This window comes from Vibrio sp. R78045 (assembly GCF_042466085.1).
In the GTDB taxonomy this organism is placed as follows: domain Bacteria; phylum Pseudomonadota; class Gammaproteobacteria; order Enterobacterales; family Vibrionaceae; genus Vibrio; species Vibrio cyclitrophicus.
In genome coordinates, this window is the sequence record NZ_JAXHBS010000011.1 from 50,881 (window position 1) to 71,634 (window position 20,754).

The 20,754-nt window shown below is 42.8% G+C and carries 22 protein-coding genes and 1 tRNA gene; 8 read left to right on the forward strand and 15 right to left on the reverse strand.

Annotated features, from left to right (window positions below):
• Nucleotides 1-177 precede the first annotated feature (177 nt).
• Nucleotides 178-2,445: a DUF2971 domain-containing protein gene (locus SJY39_RS09300; RefSeq protein ID WP_102333829.1), complete on the forward strand. Its 2,268-nt coding sequence runs from the start codon at nt 178-180 to the stop codon at nt 2,443-2,445.
• Between the two features lie 267 nt (nt 2,446-2,712).
• On the opposite strand, the gene SJY39_RS09305 is transcribed toward SJY39_RS09300, so the two are convergent.
• Genes SJY39_RS09305 through SJY39_RS09320 form a run of 4 tightly spaced genes read right to left on the reverse strand, consistent with a single transcriptional unit; the run spans nt 2,713 to nt 6,651 of the window.
• Nucleotides 2,713-3,243 (reverse strand): hypothetical protein, encoded by a 531-nt coding sequence (locus tag SJY39_RS09305; protein ID WP_102333830.1) that lies wholly within the window; start codon nt 3,241-3,243, stop codon nt 2,713-2,715.
• On the reverse strand, nt 3,233-3,694 hold the full coding sequence (locus SJY39_RS09310; protein WP_157938699.1) for a Mov34/MPN/PAD-1 family protein: 462 nt from the start codon (nt 3,692-3,694) through the stop codon (nt 3,233-3,235). Before SJY39_RS09310 ends, SJY39_RS09305 begins: the two co-directional genes overlap by 11 nt.
• On the reverse strand, nt 3,684-5,477 hold the full coding sequence (locus SJY39_RS09315; protein ID WP_102333832.1) for a ThiF family adenylyltransferase: 1,794 nt from the start codon (nt 5,475-5,477) through the stop codon (nt 3,684-3,686). The genes SJY39_RS09310 and SJY39_RS09315 overlap by 11 nt, the downstream gene beginning before the upstream one ends.
• Nucleotides 5,470-6,651: an MBL fold metallo-hydrolase gene (locus tag SJY39_RS09320; protein WP_102333833.1), complete on the reverse strand. Its 1,182-nt coding sequence runs from the start codon at nt 6,649-6,651 to the stop codon at nt 5,470-5,472. The genes SJY39_RS09315 and SJY39_RS09320 overlap by 8 nt, the downstream gene beginning before the upstream one ends.
• A 629-nt stretch (nt 6,652-7,280) precedes the next feature.
• Between SJY39_RS09320 and SJY39_RS09325 the strand changes: the two genes are divergently transcribed.
• Together SJY39_RS09325 and SJY39_RS09330 are read left to right on the forward strand one after the other, a co-directional pair.
• Nucleotides 7,281-7,355 (forward strand) — tRNA-Gly (locus SJY39_RS09325).
• A gap of 23 nt (nt 7,356-7,378) precedes the next feature.
• Entirely contained in the window at nt 7,379-7,660 is a 282-nt protein-coding gene (locus SJY39_RS09330) for a hypothetical protein (RefSeq protein WP_102333834.1), read from the forward strand.
• 12 nt (nt 7,661-7,672) lie between these two features.
• On the opposite strand, the gene SJY39_RS09335 is transcribed toward SJY39_RS09330, so the two are convergent.
• The 8 genes from SJY39_RS09335 to SJY39_RS09370 all read right to left on the reverse strand — a co-directional run bounded on the left by SJY39_RS09335 (nt 7,673) and on the right by SJY39_RS09370 (nt 14,013).
• Nucleotides 7,673-8,257: a hypothetical protein gene (locus SJY39_RS09335; RefSeq protein ID WP_102333835.1), complete on the reverse strand. Its 585-nt coding sequence runs from the start codon at nt 8,255-8,257 to the stop codon at nt 7,673-7,675.
• A gap of 1 nt (nt 8,258) precedes the next feature.
• Nucleotides 8,259-9,896 carry a PcfJ domain-containing protein gene (locus SJY39_RS09340; protein ID WP_102333836.1) on the reverse strand — a complete coding sequence of 546 codons (1,638 nt, stop codon included), beginning with the start codon at nt 9,894-9,896 and terminating at the stop codon, nt 8,259-8,261.
• Nucleotides 9,893-10,579, reverse strand: a complete 687-nt coding sequence (locus SJY39_RS09345) for a hypothetical protein (RefSeq protein ID WP_102333837.1) — start codon at nt 10,577-10,579, stop codon at nt 9,893-9,895. Before SJY39_RS09345 ends, SJY39_RS09340 begins: the two co-directional genes overlap by 4 nt.
• Nucleotides 10,576-10,806 (reverse strand): hypothetical protein, encoded by a 231-nt coding sequence (locus SJY39_RS09350; protein WP_235612557.1) that lies wholly within the window; start codon nt 10,804-10,806, stop codon nt 10,576-10,578. Before SJY39_RS09350 ends, SJY39_RS09345 begins: the two co-directional genes overlap by 4 nt.
• Before the next feature lie 78 nt (nt 10,807-10,884).
• Nucleotides 10,885-11,112, reverse strand: a complete 228-nt coding sequence (locus SJY39_RS09355) for a hypothetical protein (protein WP_102333839.1) — start codon at nt 11,110-11,112, stop codon at nt 10,885-10,887.
• Nucleotides 11,109-13,232 (reverse strand): DNA topoisomerase III, encoded by a 2,124-nt coding sequence (locus SJY39_RS09360; protein WP_102333840.1) that lies wholly within the window; start codon nt 13,230-13,232, stop codon nt 11,109-11,111. The genes SJY39_RS09355 and SJY39_RS09360 overlap by 4 nt, the downstream gene beginning before the upstream one ends.
• Nucleotides 13,233-13,327: 95 nt before the next feature.
• Complete coding sequence (locus SJY39_RS09365) at nt 13,328-13,561, reverse strand: hypothetical protein (RefSeq protein ID WP_102333841.1); 234 nt, start codon at nt 13,559-13,561, stop codon at nt 13,328-13,330.
• 14 nt (nt 13,562-13,575) lie between these two features.
• On the reverse strand, nt 13,576-14,013 hold the full coding sequence (locus SJY39_RS09370) for a single-stranded DNA-binding protein (RefSeq protein WP_017110288.1): 438 nt from the start codon (nt 14,011-14,013) through the stop codon (nt 13,576-13,578).
• Between the two features lie 746 nt (nt 14,014-14,759).
• Here SJY39_RS09370 and SJY39_RS09375 point away from each other — a divergent pair.
• Genes SJY39_RS09375 through SJY39_RS09385 form a run of 3 tightly spaced genes read left to right on the forward strand, consistent with a single transcriptional unit; the run spans nt 14,760 to nt 16,943 of the window.
• The gene (locus SJY39_RS09375) at nt 14,760-15,026 is read left to right on the forward strand and encodes a hypothetical protein (RefSeq protein WP_102333842.1); all 267 of its coding nucleotides are present in this window, start codon (nt 14,760-14,762) and stop codon (nt 15,024-15,026) included.
• Nucleotides 15,019-15,936: an integrase domain-containing protein gene (locus SJY39_RS09380; protein WP_102333843.1), complete on the forward strand. Its 918-nt coding sequence runs from the start codon at nt 15,019-15,021 to the stop codon at nt 15,934-15,936. The genes SJY39_RS09375 and SJY39_RS09380 overlap by 8 nt, the downstream gene beginning before the upstream one ends.
• Nucleotides 15,937-15,965: 29 nt before the next feature.
• A complete protein-coding gene (locus SJY39_RS09385) occupies nt 15,966-16,943 on the forward strand; it encodes a hypothetical protein (RefSeq protein ID WP_102333844.1) in 978 nt (325 codons plus the stop codon).
• Between the two features lie 65 nt (nt 16,944-17,008).
• Here SJY39_RS09385 and SJY39_RS09390 read toward each other — a convergent pair whose 3' ends face one another.
• The 3 genes from SJY39_RS09390 to SJY39_RS09400 form a co-directional block, all read right to left on the reverse strand.
• Nucleotides 17,009-17,167 (reverse strand): Hok/Gef family protein, encoded by a 159-nt coding sequence (locus tag SJY39_RS09390; protein WP_102333845.1) that lies wholly within the window; start codon nt 17,165-17,167, stop codon nt 17,009-17,011.
• Nucleotides 17,168-18,065: 898 nt separating this feature from the next.
• Nucleotides 18,066-18,569 carry a hypothetical protein gene (locus SJY39_RS09395; RefSeq protein ID WP_102333846.1) on the reverse strand — a complete coding sequence of 168 codons (504 nt, stop codon included), beginning with the start codon at nt 18,567-18,569 and terminating at the stop codon, nt 18,066-18,068.
• Nucleotides 18,570-18,601: 32 nt separating this feature from the next.
• On the reverse strand, nt 18,602-19,549 hold the full coding sequence (locus SJY39_RS09400) for a hypothetical protein (protein ID WP_102333847.1): 948 nt from the start codon (nt 19,547-19,549) through the stop codon (nt 18,602-18,604).
• A 217-nt stretch (nt 19,550-19,766) separates the two neighbouring features.
• On the opposite strand from SJY39_RS09400, the gene SJY39_RS09405 reads away from it, so the two are divergent.
• Both SJY39_RS09405 and SJY39_RS09410 read left to right on the forward strand, forming a co-directional pair.
• The gene (locus SJY39_RS09405; protein WP_102333848.1) at nt 19,767-20,405 is read left to right on the forward strand and encodes a recombinase family protein; all 639 of its coding nucleotides are present in this window, start codon (nt 19,767-19,769) and stop codon (nt 20,403-20,405) included.
• Nucleotides 20,399-20,740 carry a DUF723 domain-containing protein gene (locus SJY39_RS09410; protein WP_102333849.1) on the forward strand — a complete coding sequence of 114 codons (342 nt, stop codon included), beginning with the start codon at nt 20,399-20,401 and terminating at the stop codon, nt 20,738-20,740. The genes SJY39_RS09405 and SJY39_RS09410 overlap by 7 nt, the downstream gene beginning before the upstream one ends.
• Nucleotides 20,741-20,754 lie beyond the last annotated feature (14 nt).

Consider the following 20,754-nt stretch of genomic DNA (forward strand, 5'->3'; position numbering starts at 1 on the left):
TACCGATTGTTGAGCAATAACGAATTCTTCATTAGTTGGCAATCTATTAGTATTGTACCTCCCAACACGGATTTGGCCAGAAGTGTTAGTGACTTTGTAAATTTTAAAAAATGCAAGACCTGAGCCCATTAGTTCTTCATAATCTTGATAAAATAAGCGGTTTAAAGAATGGATAACATGAGCAACATTGATGATAAAAAGATAATCAGTTGGATTAAAGATCAAGAATTTTCGAAGCTAACTTTTCTAAATGGCTGCTGGCTGTCCGATGAGAATGAATGGTATCTAGGTTTTTATTACTTTATCCAATATCTAAAGCAAGAATGCTTAGATGATGTTATTGCCGAAGTAACTTCACGACACGGTGACGAATCGTCCGCCTACTGCTACCTTGGGGATACCGCCAATAAGATTTACAGCTCATTCAATGAACAACATATTCCAGCATGCTTCTATCGACATGCCATAAAACTAAATCCACATAACGCTCACGCTCATTGGGGACTTTTTATAACGGATGATGATACGAATTCATGCATCACATCTTTAAAACTCGATTATGAAAGCAATGAATTTGAGAAACTAGGTCGCACAATTGATAACCTGTTCTACCGCAGCAATCACATCTCAGACTTTACTCTTCAAGACTGGCAGTTTATTAAATCTTTAATTCAAGACAGCAAAGTTACTTGCAGGAGAAATATGCTTGTTTTTGCGCTCTTCTATCTTGATGAAGTTGAGGATTGCTTAGCCCTCATAGAATCAATGGAGACAGTAAACGTTGAAATCATTGAAGCGTATTTCAATCGCAGCTTAATCAGTAAAGAGTTTGCGATAAACAAGCTTAGTTGCTGGCAGGTCGATAAGTTCTTGGGTGATGACAACAAAGCAATTTATCAAGCTTATGTTAAGGAATCAGAGAAAGGCAAAGCTAACCCTCTGAGGCAAGTACTAATACAAAAAGCTTTTCAGGCTGGAGAATATAAAGACGTCGTTACTTACCATGAAGAAGCCTCAACAGACGATTTGCATTACCGACACGATATAAATGGACGCCTATATTACTTGCTAGCGTTGTCACACCTAAAGCAACCAGTGAACAAGCAAGTTTTGGCGTTTATTAATGACAAAGCAGATACGTTGCGTGATGAATCTAAAATTCTATATCAAGCTTTTAGATGCAAACACAAAATCGATGAGCTAGAGCGACTGTTCCTAGAAAAGACACATTTCAACGATACGATTGATAGTTGGGGAATATATCAAGAAGTGATTAAGGCATTTGACTCCCCCAACCTAATCAAACACCAAACCTATGAGCATTTGAGTTGTGAGTTAAAGTCATTAAAAACTAAGTGGAACGAGGCATACTACGATACACAGCTAGCAGAGATGAAAGTCAAACTATCTAACGGAGATATGAGTAGTGACGATTTCCTGCGTTTATATAACTTAGGCATAGAGTGCAATGAATTTGATTTCGTCATAGAACATGTCACGAAGTTTCATGCTTGTAACCAGCCAACCATGTCATCGTACAATTGTATTGGCGTGTGTCATGAGCGCAGAAAAGAATTTAGTCATGCATTTGAATACTACAAGCTTGCGATAGGGCTAATGCACTCATCAAAAGACTACAATCACATTATCATTGGTAATTACATTAGCTGTGCAGAAAGACTACCCGACGTTGAAATAGCAGAAGAAGAATATAATGATTTGCGACACTGGTACAACGCTGACTTGATCAACCAGTTCAAATGGCACACCTTTACAGCAAAATCAGGCCGACTTTTTAAGTATTCCCCTTTTAATGTCAATAGTATTGATGCACTTTCAAACCAGTACTTCTATTTAGCGTCAAAAAAACAGTTAAATGACCCCATCGAACTACCAACATTAAGTAACCTTGATTCGAATAACCTCATAGATACCAACTATCGCATTTGCTCGCTCTCGAACAACAACAATTCTATGTTGATGTGGTCTCACTATGCCCAAGAGCACCAAGGCATAATGGTCGAGTATTGGTTTGGTGGGGAACTCCCTTGCGGAGTTGGCGTAGAAAAAGTGAGCTATATAGATGAATCAAAAAGGAACTTAGAAAAAGATTCATATGTTTTTAATCAGTACCTTCTAACTAAAAATAACGACTGGTCTTACGAAAATGAAGTTAGAATATTCACTAATGTTAAAGAAAAAATCCACTTTGAGAGCTTCGAGTACCCGAATACTGACCGTACAAAAATTAACGCTCGGATTTGTAGTATTACGCTAGGGTGCGATTTCCCTGACGATAAGAGAAAACTTATCGCAAATATAACTAATACTATAAATTCCAACAGAGAAAGCCATGTGCCAATAGTAATTTTGAGAGAAGCATTTATCTCACGAGATAACTGTTTCGCATTAGAGTATAGAGATATCGACATTTCAAAAATCTAATGGTGAGCTGCGAGGTCTGGTCTTGCTTCTGGCATATATTAAAACTGGAAAATTATCTGAAATAACAGTTCGAGCCGTAGCACAAAATGGGGTACTTTCGAGTTAGAAAGTGCCACGAGTCAAAATTCAGGTCTATGAAGACTCTGGACAATTATTGGTTAGATTAAAAAACCTACTAAAGATCCACGCAATACCATTAACTTGAATTAATACTCACTTAATGTACATAAACTAACAACCACCTGCTAAAAGTAGGTGGTTATTAAGTTACCCATTGCTACTTGAAGAGCTCTGTTTACTTTCCCTTACGCCAGTAGTCTTCGAAATTTGTCCTTCGAATTTCTTTAAAAATCCATCTACGTTCAAACCTGAAAAAAAAGCGAGAATATAAAATAGGTGTTCGGGTGAGCTAATGGCTTTTCCACCAATAGCTATTAAGCCTACGTTGATCATGAAGTATGTCATTCCTCCCATAATTAAGGAGACTAAGGGACGTAATACATACCAACTCAACCAAATTGTATCCCAACTTTTCCGAACACATCTATTCAGATAGACGGCCCTCAAGCAATATAAACACCCACCGATTAGGCCAAAAAGCACACACTCAACTAACAACTGATGCTTGCTGAGCCAAGTTGGTAATGCCGCGTATGAGCAGGCAATAAAGTAAGAAAAAGGAACACTAAGAAGCCCCAACAAATATAGACTTACCCAGACTACGGAATACCCTTCTTCCTTCACTCCTTGTTCGACATCGACACTCAGTTGTGCTTCGTTCTCATTACTAGGTGGCATTAAACAAAAATTCCCTATGTCCGTTTGTAAGTGATAAGTAACTATTGTCTAGAGATTTGTTGCTAAGGATCATTATTATAAAGAATCTTAATTGATGAGAAGACTCTTTAAACGTGCTCCTTATTGTATTGATATCTTCTCTTGATGGGCTTGGTGACTCTTCAGAATGAGTATGCCAATCTCCAAGGTAATGCAGCCCTTTTTTATGAAATCTTTCAATTGTCTTGTTTGCTTTGCCTTTGTGTAGGATAAATCGAGTTTTAGCTCTCCGATCAAAAAAGTTAGGCTCAGATATAGATTTAATCTCAACTAAGCCGTCCTTAAAGGTACCAAAAAGCATTCCACCAGATTCACTATCACTCCTCTTTTGGAAATAGCCGCACAGTGCTTTAGCAGCTTGTTCTGTTAGGACGACTTTTAACCCCCTTAGTTGGTGAGAACTAAACTCCATTTGCCAACTCCTCGACTCGGATAATTTTTGATCCTTGCTCTGGATCTCCATGTGCCATAACCCAATCGCTGTTCCAAGTACCTCCGGTACTTTCTACTAAAGACTTTCGACCAACCCAAACAGTATGCTTCAAATTACTATCTACTTCTCCACTGTGGACAATATTACAGATCGTTTCACAGATCATTCCATGTCCATAACTCAATTCAATTGCCCCGTAAGGTTGATAAAACCCTCCACAAGACGGTAGCGCTTCAACAGTACTCTCTTGGTAAGTCGTTACTGGTCTCTTTAATATCCCGGTACTATCGAATAAATCAAAATAATCAAAGCTACCATCCATGTTTACAAAGCAATGAGTTGCGGTAGCATGAGCTTCCGTGAAGCAAAAAACTACAGGGCTGATTATATCTTCTTTTTCAGTTAAATCTCTCATAGCACAATCAGAAGCCCACTCACCAGTAGCACTCACTATCACATCACAATCCTTTATTTCCTCAATAGTTGCTTCATCTTTAAACCATTCACTCTGGCTGCATAAATCTACTTCAACCCAAGGAAACATGCGATTAAGTTCATCTTCACAAGCTTTTGCTTTATTTTGGCCAACATGTTGCTCTCCTAACCAATGACGACCGATGTTTGCTGGTTCCAGAATATCCCCATCTACCAGTACAAATTTTTTAAACCCGGACCTAACCAATAGAGGGAGTAATCCTGAACCAACAGAACCTAGTCCAAGGACTGCTATCTTGATTTCACCTAAATCCTTTAAGGCTTTGTTCCTATCTCTACCCAGCATCCAACTAATATCCTTACGATCAACATTGACACCATTCAGTTTTATATTTCGACTACGTCCTAAGAGAACCTTATTAGAAACCTTGCCAGGCCTATAACCATTACCTAAAATGGGTTTCCTGTATGTTTTACCTCGGTTTCCTGTACCTAGAGCGTTAGTCTCAAGACTCATCCCCACGCAGGCTATACCGTTAGTGGTTTCAACTCTCACTAAAAATATCGGAAAAGGTTTCGGTACTGATAATAAGTCCGCTATACACTTATTTAAAGGATCAGACGCCCATCCCTGTTTTATTAGAATATCTTCGATTTCACCCAATGTTTTAGGGTATTCGCATGGTTTCCAAGGTTTATCAAGACTAATTAGAATGCTAGTTGTTATATTACGGTACTTTGGTTTGACGCCAGCCCTTTCCAGCCATGAGTTAAGTTCTAGGGAACTGTCGGCAAAAACAACTCCTTTCTGTTTGGTATAAGCTACATATATTTGTCTAGATGGGGTCCTCTGTAAGTTATTCAAACTAGATACTTTTATGGTATGCGGGTTTGCATTTGTCCAGTAACTTAGGAATCCATTTTCAAAGTCATCGTCTAATTGACCTTTGATTGTTTTTGAAACCATTTTATGAGCATCGTTAACTAGGGTATGAATGTACGAATGGTCATGTGGATTAAAGGCTACCTGACTACTCCAAACACATAATCGCCCACCATCTTCGATATGAGGGTGCTTCAGAATGGAAGTATGAGGTCGAACATAGATTTTCGGAGGCACATAAGGGAACGTCTCTTTTGCTAGCACAACAAGTGAGAGTTGCTCACCGTCAAGAGTTATATCCGTTTTTATTACCCATGCCCTGTGTTCTTGAGGCAAAGGAAGTTTCCACTCCTTTGCCTTCTTTGAGGTCAGCAACCGTGCGTTGTAGCGCTTGAACAGTACAGACCCAAGCGACAACAGCGCAGCACCGATCGGTTTACGCATAAGTATTTTTGCCTTCCTTTTTCACCGTCTTTGGGTTACTCATGGTCGAAAAAACTACAGGAGGGACCGATTTAATAGCTTTGCCATTCTCAAATGTGATGAGGAGCGATGTAGGTTTGCCAGAGTCGTCTTCCTCATCGGCGACGCATAAGAATTGACCTTCGACATTATCCAAAATGTTTTCATATTCTTCTCTTGCGAGAGGGGAAGGAGGGGTTTTCTCTCCAAATTGACGGCTACTTGAAACAATAAATGAATCTGATAAAGCATTACCAAGTGCATTGATAGCTTTTTTACTTGGCTGAGGGTCAGTGTCTTTTGATTCACTGTCTTCTGACAGACTGTGCCATGAGCAGTGATGTGGAGCCTGTAAAACATCATACTCAAGAAAGTCAGTGTTCTCTTTTTCTTTTAGGTTGTCGTAGAGGCGCTCCCAGCACTTAACCTCAGCATCTCCGCCATTCAAGAAATAGTTAGGACATCCCTGTTCGTCTGAGATTGTAAATCGAACTATGGCACTAGAGTTATTTTTAGATAAAGTTGTCTCTTCATCATCAATATCTTGGCGGTCTGCTGGACCAAGTAGCACCCCTTCAATAGAACCATCATCTAATCCGGATTTTTTCCCAATGAATTCATCGTAAAGGTCTGCAACAATACCTTCATACCCTTCAGTTTTGCCGTCTTCATCATGAGTCAGTATAACAATACGGTCCCCAAGCTCTCCAACGGTACCACTAGCTTTGTAAAGGTTAGCTCTACGCTTAGCCTCGGTGTTAATTGCTTTAGCGTCATCTGTAAGAGTATTGGTTGCGTTACCATTCTTTTCGGGCTTTCGGCTTGCTCTACGGAACACCCTTGGAGATGACCAAAGTTCATTGATAATTATTTTGTCGTCTTTTTCTTTCCAGTCATCAGGGGAGCCTGTATGGAAAATTTCCTTGAAGCCTCTAGTGTGGTCCTGATCTGGATGAGTAATCAGATATGCATCTATAAATAGCTGATTATCATCATTCCTATCTAGTCGCTCTCTAAGCATTGACTTAACATCGACGACATCATCGGATGGTTGTCGATAGTTGCAATCAATCAAAATTCGCTTTTTATTTTTTGTTGTTATTAAAGTCATATCCCCGTTATCTACAGGAAAGAATTCAATAGATGGAGTGCTCATATTCTAATCTCCTTCACTCAGCATGATATTAATGTGAATCCACACCATGTGGACTTTTTCTGAGTCGGTATCACAATATATGGGGAGGATAATTCCGCGAATAAAGTGTGGGATATGAAAAAGTTTTCATTGAATAAATTAATGTGAGATGACTCACGCATACCTGTAAATGACTTAAAAATAAGTTACATATTTAAGGTAAATGAATGAAGGCAGTTTTGTGGTGTTTGCAACTCAATTCAAACGAGCGTAAATGCAATCACGGTTGCTCTTTGTCTATAATTGAATAAATATTCACACTCGTAAGAAGATATTGGGCTAAAGAGATAGCAACAGAACAGTGAAGATGAAGCGTGCGAAAATGATTTTGGGGCATAAACCGCTTAGAGTTTGCGCTCTATTCCCTGATCGCATTACCAGCCCCGAGTCCTTGATACCCTTGACGTGAGTAACGGACGTTTTAAATATCTTCTCAACAAAAAACGACCATCAAAATCTAGTTTAAGTGCCCTTATCAGCAAATCATGCCTCAAATCCCCCTTGAACCAAAACGATAATTCATTACAATGCTTGCGCCAGTGGGGTACAGGAACTCCATTGGCCGGAGCTCTCCTCACAGGCGCTTCGTTGCGTGCATCGTATAATGGCTATTACCTCAGCCTTCCAAGCTGATGATGCGGGTTCGATTCCCGCTGCACGCTCCAATTCATGCTCTAAGGTAATCCTCATGCAAACGCCCCCTTCTGACGAAATGAAACAAGCTAAAAAAGCCTTCAAAGCCAGTTTAAAATCGTATCTGGCTCAGTTTGACGAGAAGGCTGAAATACCAGACGTCAGCGTCATACTGGACGCTTTTAAACCCGTCATATTCCAAGAGTCCGTCGATCTCATCAGCCAAAATAAAACCAAAGTAGCCCGAACGCTCAACGTGAACCGTGGCGTGCTGTCTAAAGTACTGCAGCAGCATCCAAAACCTACGCTCAACCTAGATGAAGAGTCGCTGAGCTGAAACAAAAACCACTTACTTTTTGTCGTGACCTTCTGTCAGTGCCGCTAACCTATCTTCAAGCGCAAACACATAGGGGCTTAAAAACAACGTAAACTGAATGTTTTCGCATAACTCTCCTGAGATATGCACATCATGAAGCCCCACGAGATACCAACCTTCTTCCTTATACTTCTTCATCCATTGAACCAAGCCTCTGATTTCATCATGCTCCAACAGGCTCAAGTCCTGGATATAGTCATTGTTCAAGCCGGTTCCAATGTATCGAGGATTACTCAGGGATAAGTAGCCCTCCCCTTTATAAGGGAGCACGCTGGTATGAACCACATCAATTCCGTAATCAAAATACGCATAGGATATATGCGCAAGCAGATAGCGAGATGCTTCAACAGATAACGTGAGCTGGCTTTGTTCCAGTCTCTCTTCAATGTCGTCGTTAGGCAAAATGGCACCTACCGCTATTTGCGCTTTTTGAGATTGGTACTCATGATGGCTTTCTGAGCAATAATGCAATCGAATGGGAATGTCACATCTCATGTCAGTTCTAGGATCAACATCTTTTAATGTTGGAATTTTAGTCAGCGTAATTGAATCTATCATTTTAATGTCCTTCATTTTTCGTCTTATTTATAGTCTCAATCAACTGCTTCGCCACCTGCTCCATAGCTTGACTGCTCAAGTCGTTTCTTGCACCGCGCAATTGATCGTATTGTACAAAGCGAGATATGGGATCTTGATAAAGTCCTAACGTCGTTCGATCGGCATCAGAGGTCAATGTAAACACGCGATAACGCTGCTTCACACAATCATCGAGGTAAGAAAAGACACAGTGCTCCATTTCTCTGCCTTCCCTTCTCAGTCCAAATCCTGTGGTGATTTCTTCCACTGTTATGCCTTGCGTGTCAAACGTCTCCCACTTAGCTCGTTCCCACGTCAACGCATCCATTTGTATGTCCACCTTCAACCTGTCGGCGTTCATTCTGGTCACCCAACGTTCATGTTGCTGGACCAAAGCGTACCAAGATTGATTTTTGTGGATAACGGCATCCTCGCGCTCTACCCAATCAAACACATCATTAAATTGGTTGAGAGCTCGGCGCCATTGCTCTTTTTGTTTGCGCACCTTAACGCGACCAATCATGGGCTTGAAGTATTGCGCCCATCGAAACACCACACGCTGAAGGCGCTCAAAATCCAAAACCCCGTAATGGTCATGTCGCGCCTTTGGGTCCCTTATGGTTGATAAGAGGCGAACCTGAATCGTGGTGGAATACCCCGTGAGCGCATCAAGCAGCGACAGCTCTGAGGGTGTCCACATCCTTGCTTCGATAAGCAAAGCTTGAACTTTTCTTGGTTGACGATTAATTTTTCGAATGGCGCCTTTACTGACCTCTGCAGGCAAATGTGCCAGTAAATGTTCGTAGCTGAATACATTGGGATGTATATTGCGGTTAACTCCACCTGGCAACACACTTAACCAGGGCAACCATACTCGGTGGCGTTGATAGGCACTCACATCCTTAACCTTATTACTAAAGGAGTGCAGACATCCAAAAGATACCTGGCTCAGCGAGCATTGATATATTTGCAGGTAGAGCGACAACTTCTCTTTATCGACAAAATCCCACAGGTGTTTATAGAGCGCGCGTCCACCTTGCTTGATGCCATGTTCAAGGAAGCCAAATTGCCGACCAAACCGCTCTGAAACCCACTGTTTGGTTGTTTTCCCCATATCAAAGTAAGCCATCGGTACTGGCGTCGTATCCATCCCGTCATAATGGCAGTTTTTCGGCGCTTTCACTGGCACGCTGAGCGCTTGAATCCCTTGCTTTTCCAAATCCGACAATAGCGCGCCTATTACGTATTCCAATATGTTGTAAAACCGCCACGCCAATGAATCCTGACGACATTGCATCATAAAATCAGGCGAATACTGGCATCCAACCCAAGACCCGTGGAGATTACGCTCCCCCTCCCACGTTAACGAGAGACGCTGCATGGTGACTTTTTGATTGGGGTGCTTAACGAGACGAAAGAGTCCAGCAAGCACTAACGTATCTAATGCCCCATCTTGCTCGCGTTTGACCATTCTTCGCCAAGACTGGCCATTTAAAAAGCGGTAGAGCGTTTGCCATGTCAGCACCTTCGATTGCGCTTGTTCACCCTCCATACCGTGAAACGAAGCCATCGTCGATGACAGTAACACTTGGGGTGGCGGCAAGGCCGTTAACGTGTTCATAGCGCCTCCCCTTTTTGAATTAACGCACTGCGCGGAGGCGTCACCATGCGGTCGTGGGTGTCAAAGTCCACCCTATCCAGATTCAAATGATGAAAGCTCATCACTTCACCATCAAAAAGCGGCGAGTGCCCGTGCGCAAGAAACCAACAACCAAAATCAGAACGAGAAGGTCTAGGCCCTATCCTTATCGACAATGTGTAAGAAAAATCTTCTGGCTCAAGGTGAGTGGTATATTCATTCTCCGAGTCTTCCCACTGTTGCTCCCATTGACGTTGCGCCTGTCTATAGGCCTCGCTAGCACGGTGATATTGCGTGACACAGGCTCGCTTATGCACCCCAAGATAACGACAGACTTTAAAAAAGCCGTGCAAATGCGCGATTGTCACGCTTGACTCAAAACGCATCACGCCTTTACTTAAAGTAAAGGTGCCTTGTATCCAGCAATCTTGACGCTCAGGTTTACTAGGTAACGTCCATAACCCAACAAAGGTATATTGGCCTTTCGTCAGTTTCTTGAGGTAGGCTTGGCCATACGCAAAACGACGTTGACCGATAGATTGACGAACCCCACCCAGTGACAAGACTTCATGATTACGAAGCTGATTCAATTTAGATTTATAATACAGTGGGCGACGGGCTCGCTTGAAAAACTCAAGCAACGTCATCTCGATAGACGGACTCATCCTTCCCCTCCATAGGTTTTCAACATAACGTCATGCGCGACTTTCAATTTTTTCACCCCGTTATAAATATTGCGGCGCGAAACGCCGGTGATAAACTCCGCCAACTCGTAAGTGTGACCATGAATAATACGAAGGCGCACCGCCTCTCGAGTATTGTTAGGAAAGTCCCGCTCTGAATACATCGACAACAACGCCTCAAGCTGACCTTCTGTGAGAAATTGCCTCATATCCCTCTCACCCATTAAGCGCTTAAAGCTGAATTTTTGTGTCGTCTAGCCGACTCATTATTCGACTCTTTCTTGAATTCAAACCTCAGAGGAGCCAATCCACTGCTCACCGAGATAAGCATCCCAACCATCAGGACTCACTGATAAATAATCAACACACTCCAGCGCATCGTGCGTCCATCCGCCTTTAGGGGCGTGGTACTGAACCACTTCCACCCCCTCTAAGCTCAGAATACGAAGCAATGCCAATGTGCGTCCTTCCATCAGGTCGGGCTCAGCCGGTGATAACGAACGAGCGACTATCATGAGCCCATCTCCTTTCCTAACTTGCCTTTGTCATCGAAATGACGTTTCTGACAACCTTGTTTCCACGCGCTGCAGCTCCAATAGAAACTGCCTTTGTTTTTCCCAGACTTGCGCACTAACACGCCTTTGCCACAGACACACTTTTGATTTTTGGCAGGCTTGCCGCGCACGCTATCGAGAACAAGACCACATTGCTCACGGTCTTCACACGCCCAAAACGGTTTCTTGGTCGAGCGAAGACGCATTGTCTTGCCACACAACGGGCAGGGCGCTTCGGGCTCTACGACTTTCGGTAAGGTAATGGTGATGTCCCCAGACTTCACCTTGCTGACAATGGCGCGCACAAATCCTTCTTGGTTTTGCATAAAGGCATCGAGGCTCATCTCTCGCTTGGCAATGCTTTCGAGCGACTGCTCCCAAATCGCGGTCATCACCGGGTTGCTCACTTCGTTCGGTAGCGCCTGAATCAAACCGCGCCCTGCTTCGCTACTTAGGAGCTTTTTTCCTTTCGCTTCCACAAAGCCGCGCTTTTTGAGCGTCTCAATGATGGCCGCGCGCGTCGCTTGCGTGCCAAGTCCTGCTGTCTCTTTCAAAATCGCTTTGAATTGAGCCGGAACATTATCGCTGCGTGCAATATTGGCCATGGCATCGAGGAGCGTCCCTTCGGTAAACGCAGAAGGCGGCGTGGTTTTCTTACTCACCACATTGACATTGGAAAACGTCAGTGACTGACCAACCGTTAGAGAGGGCAAAGATTGAGATACGCTGTCTTCGCTCTTCCCTTTCCCCTCTTCTTTTTCTTCCTTAGTGACTACCCGCCAGCCTTTGACGCGTTCCACTTTGCCGGACGTTTTAAAACGGTGCCCCCCACACTGCAATTCAATCACAGTGGCGTCATCTTCGGCATGCGGATAGAACTGAGCCACGTAACGCTGCACGATGGCCTGATACACGTGTTTTTCGCGCTCCGTCAATCCAGTGAGCACCGGCACTTTCGCGGTAGGAATGATGGCGTGGTGCGAACTCTGCGCCACTTTTTTATCGTTCCAACACGCGCTGCTTATTGCCCCGTCCGCGCCCTGGCACATCGATGCGAAGTCTGAGGTCTGACCCAGCGTCCTCAAAATTTGAGTCACTTCGCCCTGCTGGCTCACCGGTAAGAACGCACAATCGGTACGCGGGTAGGTGGTCAGTTTGTGCTTTTCATACAAGGCTTGCGCCGTATCGAGCACTTGCTGCGCGGTGTAACCGAACTGAGCCGACATGGCCTTCTGCAGAGAGCCCAAGAAAAACAGTGCGGGATGTTTGGCTTTTTGGCGCTTGGTATCAAACGCCGTCACGGTCGCCGCTTGTCCCTGACAGTCACGAACCACACACTCAGCTCCCTCACGAGACAAACAACGCCCTAATTCATCACTCTGCGCCTCTGGCACTTGCCATTTAGACGAAAAGCCCGTGTCACCGACGACGTCATAAAACGGTTTAGAGACAAAGTGAGCGATGGCCAAGTCTCGCTCAACCACCAACCGTAAGGTGGGCGTTTGGACGCGGCCCACCGATAAAGCGCCGCGATAACCGGCTTCCCGTCCCACTAGAGAGCAAAGCCGCGTTAGGTTCATACCCAACAACCAGTCGGCTTGACTGCGGCCAAGCCCGGCCCAATAGAGCGATTCGGTTTCACTGCCGGGTTTGAGATTATCCAGACCTTTACGAATACTCGCTTCGTCTAAGGCGCTGAGCCAAAGTCGAGAGACTTGGCCTTGGTAACCCACAAACTCTAAAATCTCACGAGCAATCACTTCCCCTTCACGGTCGGCATCGGTGGCTATCACCACCTCTGTCGCGCTGGCCAATAATTTCTTGATGACATTGAACTGTTTCTTCTTGTCGGGCGGCACCACCATTTGCCAAACAGTCGGCACGATAGGGAGCGTGTCATACGACCAAGCTTTTAATGCAACGTCATAATGCTCTGGGTCAGCTTGAGACAAAATATGCCCAAATCCCCAGGTCACGACCACCCCTTGGCCGCGCAGCGCCCCCTCGATTTTTTCATGACAACCAAGTACTTTGGCAATGTCTCGTCCTTGGGACGGTTTTTCACATAAAAACACACGCATGGTTTACCTCCAACCGACGTACAAACAAGGTGACAGCGTCACCTTTAGAGAGCCTTCTTGATAAAGAAAGCGCTGACCCAATAACAAGTCACCCATCATGATGTCGTCACCTTGCTGGCGAGTTGCTGTTTCACCCAACCAGGTGTGACCTTACTGAGCGTCATGCCTTCACGGTTGCCAATTAAAGCCTGCTGCACTTGCGAACAAAATGGCTCTTGCGCTTTGACGCCGAGCTCCGCTTGAGCGCGTTGGTCGGCGTCACCACTTCGGCGTGCGCGCATTCGAAATCGAAGTGCTGCAATCGCGTTAGATAAATTTACTCCTCTCATCTCTCGCCCACCTTTTAAATATCTGGTTGAGAGGCTGGGTTATTATGCGCCCCTGACTGCTGTGGCTTTTTTAATAACACGGCGTCAACACGCTGCGCCATGATGGTAATTAATGAAGCCGTTAATGCCATGCCTGACGTCATTTGGCCTGGGTTATTTTTATCTTCCCAAACGTCGATACGGAGTTCGCCTTCAATACGCACGCGCATGCCTTTTTGTAATAACTTGCTTAACGCTTCGGCGTCACGCCCCCAATAACTGATGTCCACCCAAAACCCGCCCTTATCTTCATAAGGACGCTCTGGATCTTGTGTTTTAATTAAACGGTCGTACTTGACGTTAAATTTTAATAACGGTCTAGCTTCACCATTCGAACGGTCATTCGCCGGCTGCCAACGCAATTCTGGTGTCATACCAATATTGCCATCAAAAATAAAAAGACCTTTTGCCATCTGTTTTTCCTCTTTGAATAAAGTCACGAGAAAATTTATCAAAATGGAAAGGAAAAATACTCATTAAAAATAATTATTTCTAACGAGTATTTATTTTTTATTTTGTGTTACACTATTTAAAGTTTCGCCCAACAATAATTTATTATTATACTGACCACGTATTAATACACAGAACTGATCGCTTAACGCTTTATTTCTTTTGCCTCACCCCTTTGCTTTCCCTTTCCCCTCCTGCCTCAGACCACAATATATTGCCCCATCAACAAGGTTGTCGCGTTCGCTCCATTTTTCACCTTGCCACTGCCTCATCCGTGTTATTTCTCTTTACTGCCTCATTTATTTACACCTTGCCTCAACGTAATACCGAAATCCCCCGTTTTCATCCCCGTGCCCCCTCAGGGCTGATTAGGAAATTAGCCCTGAGGGGCACGTCATTACTACAAATACCGCTTTACATGTGGCAAACTATCATGAACACTTAAACGCAACGCTTTGAATCATTACATTTATGACGAATAAAAGAACCTGTCCACTTAACAATAAACTTGCGTTGGATGTTGAACAATTACGATCACATTATCGAAAGATAAGGTGCTCTAAAATTGATTCATATAAAAATGAAGTTTTAATATTGAGGCAATTAGGCGCGAGCTTTAATAATATATCATTTTGGTTCAGTGAATATTGTGGCATAACAATTTCAACGTCGACGATAAAAAGAAGATACGATTACTGGATGTCTACCGATGAAACAAGAAATCAGTCTAGAGATGCTTATTGAGGCAATGCCCAAACCAACTGTTTCAACGTCTTCTCACATTCATCATAAAAGCAAAAAAAAGGGAAGTATCATTGATCATCATAGATGTGAGATCCTCATTTTGAGGCAAAACTACCACTGTTCCTATGGTGAAATCATTTATTGGTTAAAAAACGAAAAGGATATTATTGTTAGCAAAACGGCTCTTTATAATCGCATCAAGCATTGGGAGGGAGTGGGGGTCTATGAATAAAAAACAAAACCGAACAATAAATAGAATTGAAGAGCAGGTTAATCGGTTTTATCATCACTATTACAATGGATTAGGTAAAACAAAGTCGCAAGCGCCCAATAAACTTCGTAGTGTCACAACCTATAATCGCCATATTGAAGTGACGGCTTTAATTATGAGAAAAATTGGGGTTAAGCGAGTAAAGCAAATCACATTAGACATTGCAAATAAATACATTGAATCCCAAAAAAACAACATTGCTGCACGTTCTTTAGAAAATCAACGCACCCTATTACAACGTATTATTAATGTTTATGAACCGGGTAAAAAGGTGGAGATAAACGGCGAATTAACACCTCGTCAATGGGTGAATAGAGCTTACTCTTATGAGCAAGTCACCACCCTAATGAGTCACCAAAAAGAACAAATGCGCCTGTCTACAGCCATCGCTTTTTCAGCAGGATTGCGAGCTCAGGAGTTGTTAACGATTAGGCGCATCGATGAAAGCATTCCATCCAAAAATAGAAAGTGGTCAGAGTCGCGTTTTAAAGGGTTAGAAGGCGTCAAATATATCGTGACAGGAAAAGGTGGACTTTCTCGGGAGGTACTGCTTCCCCATAAGTTGGCGTATTTACTTGAAACAAAACGCTTAACTGAACCGAAAATTGTTGTAGATAGAAAAGTAAAAATCAAAACGTACTACGACATAACCGGTGGGAAAAAATTTAGCAATGCTTTTAGTCAATTATCAAAGTCCGTGTTTGGCTGGTCCCTCGGCGCACATGGCCTTCGTTATAGTTATGCGCAAGAGAGAATGAACGCTACGGTGACACAAGAATCCTACGATTCTCGAAAGGAGATAGTCAGCCAAGAACTTGGCCATTTCCGAAAAGAAATCACCACTCACTACTTAACATCATGCAAACATTAACCAATAGTAAAACAAGGTATTTATAAAAAATGACATTAACCTCAATTGAACACCACCTTACCGGCGCTTTCAATAATGCCAACCTTTATTTAGACGACGATAACGTTTTAATCTTACTTGCAGCGCAAGAGATGGGCTCTTTGAATGCGCTTGCGCATAAACTTCACGTCGATGAACCTCAACTATTAACATGGCTCGAATCATCATCACCAGACGTCCCAACAGAGCTGAGTCAACAACTCGAATGCATGACCATTGGTGAGGAATACATAGATAGCTTAACGATTCTTGCCATTGGTGGGCTAAAGCCATTAAAGCAATGGCAGACCCTGACTAATGTACTGGCACAGGAAGCTTGCGAACGTAGCTTATTTGATGTTCCTTGCTCCCTGTTGGACGAAGATAAAACCTCGCTATGTGAACAAGTGCTCGCCGCCCTACTCCAAGCAGGAATGTCTTTTTCACCAGACATCGGTATTGAACTGGAATCAATCGAGATCATTGAAAATAACGAGGTTGCATCGCTTCTATCTGAGATATTCAACGCAATGATCAACTTGGATTGCTACTACCAAAACTTCTTTGAAAGTATTGCAGAAGCTCCTGAAGTCGAATTCCAATATTACCACTATTGGGATGAAATCTTGGTCGAGCTTGCGGCTTATCACGTTTTAAAAGAAAAAGACCGCTTCCCATTATTAGACACTTTTAAACGCGAGACTGGATTAAAAGTTCAGGGTTATATTACTGCACTGAAATGCCACGCTTATCAACACCGTTTACCGCTACGAGCAGAACTGCTTCACCTACTCAACAAAGATCATGAAGAACTGTACGACTATACTGAAGCCGAAATGATGGGGCTCTTCCCACCGCAAATTCACCCTGATATTTACGTCAATGAAATCATAGAAAGTCAGCGCTTGACGCATCAAGTTCTGCCTGAAATCTGTCGTAAATTGGAGATGAGTGAAGAAGAAATCAAAAAATTAATTGAAAGGAAATAAGGGCGCTCTTAGGCCATGCATCACAAAACTGAATCAGGAGGGGGTTTACCCCCTCCTGTCCAGCTCTATCTTACTGCTTCGTAGACAACAAATTGAGCCAGAAAACTTGTGCCACCATCCTGGTAGCGAACCTCACAGAGTGAGTCTCGAACTAACCATAAGCTACACAAGAACGTAACACACAAGACTATCAGTCCTGCGAGTGCTGTTTTATTTTTCGGCATTTTTGTTGCCTCCACAATAAAAGAGGCTGTATAATCAAGTTGTAGTGCATGATTAAGGCCTCGTTAAATGAAAGTTACTGCTGGACACAGTAACCGGATAACGGGGCTTTTGTTTATCTGCCACAAGCAAACATAAAAGTCAGTCACTCATGGCAAATAAGCCAAGAGCGCCCACACAAATTCTACCACAAGCCTTTCAAATCAAGAACGTTTGTTTCCAACACCCCGTCTTCACCATTGATATCAAGCTTGTCAAAAACGACAAAGGGCATTCATTTGTGCTTCAAATGAATGCCCTTTGTGCATCTTAAGTTAACACCCTTCGGTGACGTGGATCCCCCACGAATTAATCATTCAAGCATGATTTAGGCTCGCCAGCTTGCACGCTGACTGGTAGTGATAAAGATAAAGAATCGCTCCTTAAGTTAAGTCTTTTGACGCAGTGGTCCCCCTCAGAACCTGGGCATCAAGTAGGGTTATGTTGCTTGCAACAGGCTGTCGCAAAGTAGAATGTAGCCCTTAGAAAGAAGAGCAGTATAATGACGCAGTGGTCATATTGAATTGATTTAAAAATCAAGCAGTTGAATGAACAGGCGCAGAGCCTGAGCAGTTAAGTATGCTTTCACTTCTTTAAAAGAAGCCGCGACACATTTCAGAGAGCCATTTAAGGGGGGTTAACCCCGTGTGCTTAATACTGTGCAGTCAGTATTCAACTACAACAGGCTAAGTATAACACAAGATAAAACAATGTGATGGGCTGGCTAGGCGACTCAAAAAGCACTAAATTTCATGCATCACAAAAGTATCCGGGGTTTCGTGAGATAGCCAGACGCTAACATAAAAACATAATTTTTTGATACGAGTTAAGAGCATAAATATAGTTGTCGATAGAATTATCTCAATCATTCGGAGAGCAGAACTTTAACAAAACCTCGACATTATCCTTACTAGTCTGGACGGGGATTTTCTTCGCCCCAAGATACTGAGCAATTCGAGTTCGATGCCTACCATTGACAAAGCCTGCATATTGAATTTTCACAATACGAATCTTTTGTCGAAAACCGAAAAATCTACGCTCTACAAGCTCTTCTTCATAATCATGAAAAAAAACTCTAGGGGTAGATAGCAACCCGACATCATCATGTGGATTTACCCCTTTGATATAATGATCCCGTTTATCAGAACTCCATGCGTCAACACTAGAAACCATCGCTATATTAGACTTACTCTCCGCGTAATAAACAAGTTTATCTATATCTACCCATACCGTAGTGTAATCACGAAAGCATTCCCTACTAGTATCTAAATCTTCCTTCCAGCACAAATACTCATAAGCAGAGCCTGGCGGCAAATCAATTTTAAATGTTTTCATCATTTCCCATGAGTATAAATGGTCCATCATAAGACTTTACACAACCATTAACGTAGCTTTGTTCAGACAAACTTCTCTGCAATCAAACGCTTTCCTGTAGGCTCTAATGATTGAATAATGCTTTTTTGAGGATAGAAATACCCTTGGACGAGAAGAGCGCAATCATTAATATCGCCAATTTGGACTCTTACTGATAGTTCCTCACCATCTTGCCATGTATCCCTAATCCTCGCCCTACACTCTTCTCCTCGCAATTCAAAGCAAAATTCAGACACCTCTGCTTGATCTTTAGGTTTATAGTTTTGAACGGCAGCGTTTATAAGCGTGTTAGATATTCTTTCTCGCTTCTTGTCTGAAAGCATATCTAAAGAGCTCTCTTTGATTGGCCCGTAGACTCCACTTTGATTCAGTGCTTCTAGAATTTTTTTCATGTGCCCACCCGTATGCGGACTAACAAATGTAGAAGACCGAGACCCATGAGGCTTTCCTAATATATCTGTTCTCATATTCCACCACGTCTCTGCGACTTGAGCATACTTAGCAAGCTTGGTTTGCTCTTCCAAAAACCACCTTATAGCGTCTTGTCCTCGAATAGTTCCGTCCCCTTCTAACTCAACATTGATAGCTTCTACTACTACCGGACAGGCATGATCTGAGTACAAAGGAGAGTCTAATTTAAAAGCATTCAGTCCAGGCAATCCGTTAGCATATTCGATAAGCTGGTTAGCACTATCTTCCCCATAAGGACAGGTCACGAATCCTCGAACAAAATGTCTTGTATGGTCAATCCCACGGTAAAGGACGCTTAAACATCTACCATCAAGATCTAATGGCGCTGGTATAGAAAGAATAGGATGCCAGTACGGATAAGAATCCACACAATTCCCAAGGCGATCTAAAATCACATTGAATACATCTTTTGCCGCTTGAGGATCACTTACATTTTGAGTGAAATATTTCATTGCGGATGAATTAGCAACTGATGAAGTATTTTTTTGTCTAAATTCCATAAATCACAAAACCTATATTTTCAATAAAACATTATTTACGTATATCTACATATTACGTAAATAATAAATGTTCGCAAGTTTTTAATCACAAAAGAACAGCCTCGCAAATCAGTCTATTTTAGGTACACCTTTAATGCACTAGGTTATTTTAGTGCTGTAAATAGCAAAAATAGATGTATAATGCACCAATATAACTAAACCAATGTAAAGTGCACCAATGAACAGCAATATACGAATTTATGGTTACCTAAGAGCATCGACCGACGAGCAAGATGCTTCACGAGCAAAAAATGACCTGATTGACTTTGCAGACAAAATGGGGTTCCCGATCGCGTGCTGGTTTGAAGAAAATGAATCTGGCGCTCAATTACATCGTCCTGAGTTATTTCGGTTACTCGATGTCGCCATGGCCGGTGATATCATCCTAGTTGAGCAAGTAGACCGAATAAGTCGTTTGAACACCAAAGATTGGGAGCAACTGAAAAACATCATCGCCAGTAAAGGATTAAAAGTGGTGGCACTCGATTTACCGACAAGTCATCAGTTTATGAAGACCACCGATGAGTTTACAGAACGAATGCTTGCAGCACTCAACAGCATGATGCTCGATATGTTGGCCGCTGTCGCAAGAAAAGATTATGAAGATAGACGTCGACGCCAAGCGCAAGGCGTACAAAGAGCGAAAAAAGAAGGGAAATACAAAGGTCGACCGGTTAATGTCAAATTGCACCAAAAGATAGAAGGCCTACTTCGAGAAGGCAAAAGCTACAGCCAGATTGAAACGCTTATAGGTTGCTCCAGACACACGATTTCCAAAGTGTCTAAATTAATAAAAAACAACAAGACACTATGTTAAGACCATCGCGACAAGATCGAGAAAACCTCTTTATCCAAAAAGCAAAACTAAAGTACGGTGAGCGGTACGACTTTTCGAAAATGAAGTATGTCAATCGTTCTACCCCTGTCGAAATATTATGCCCAGAGCACGGCGCCTTCCATACAACACCCAATAACTTTCTGGCCACGGTAAAAAAGATCGGTTGCCCGCTTTGCAGTCGTGCGCAGAAGGCAAAACGTACACCACAAAAAGCCAATGATAAGAATGAAGTCAGGGGGTGTGGGACGGATAACTTCAATGTTCGTGGAGGGACGAAACAATATAACCACCTATTGCTGAAGGTGTTTGATTAACGAGTGACCACCTA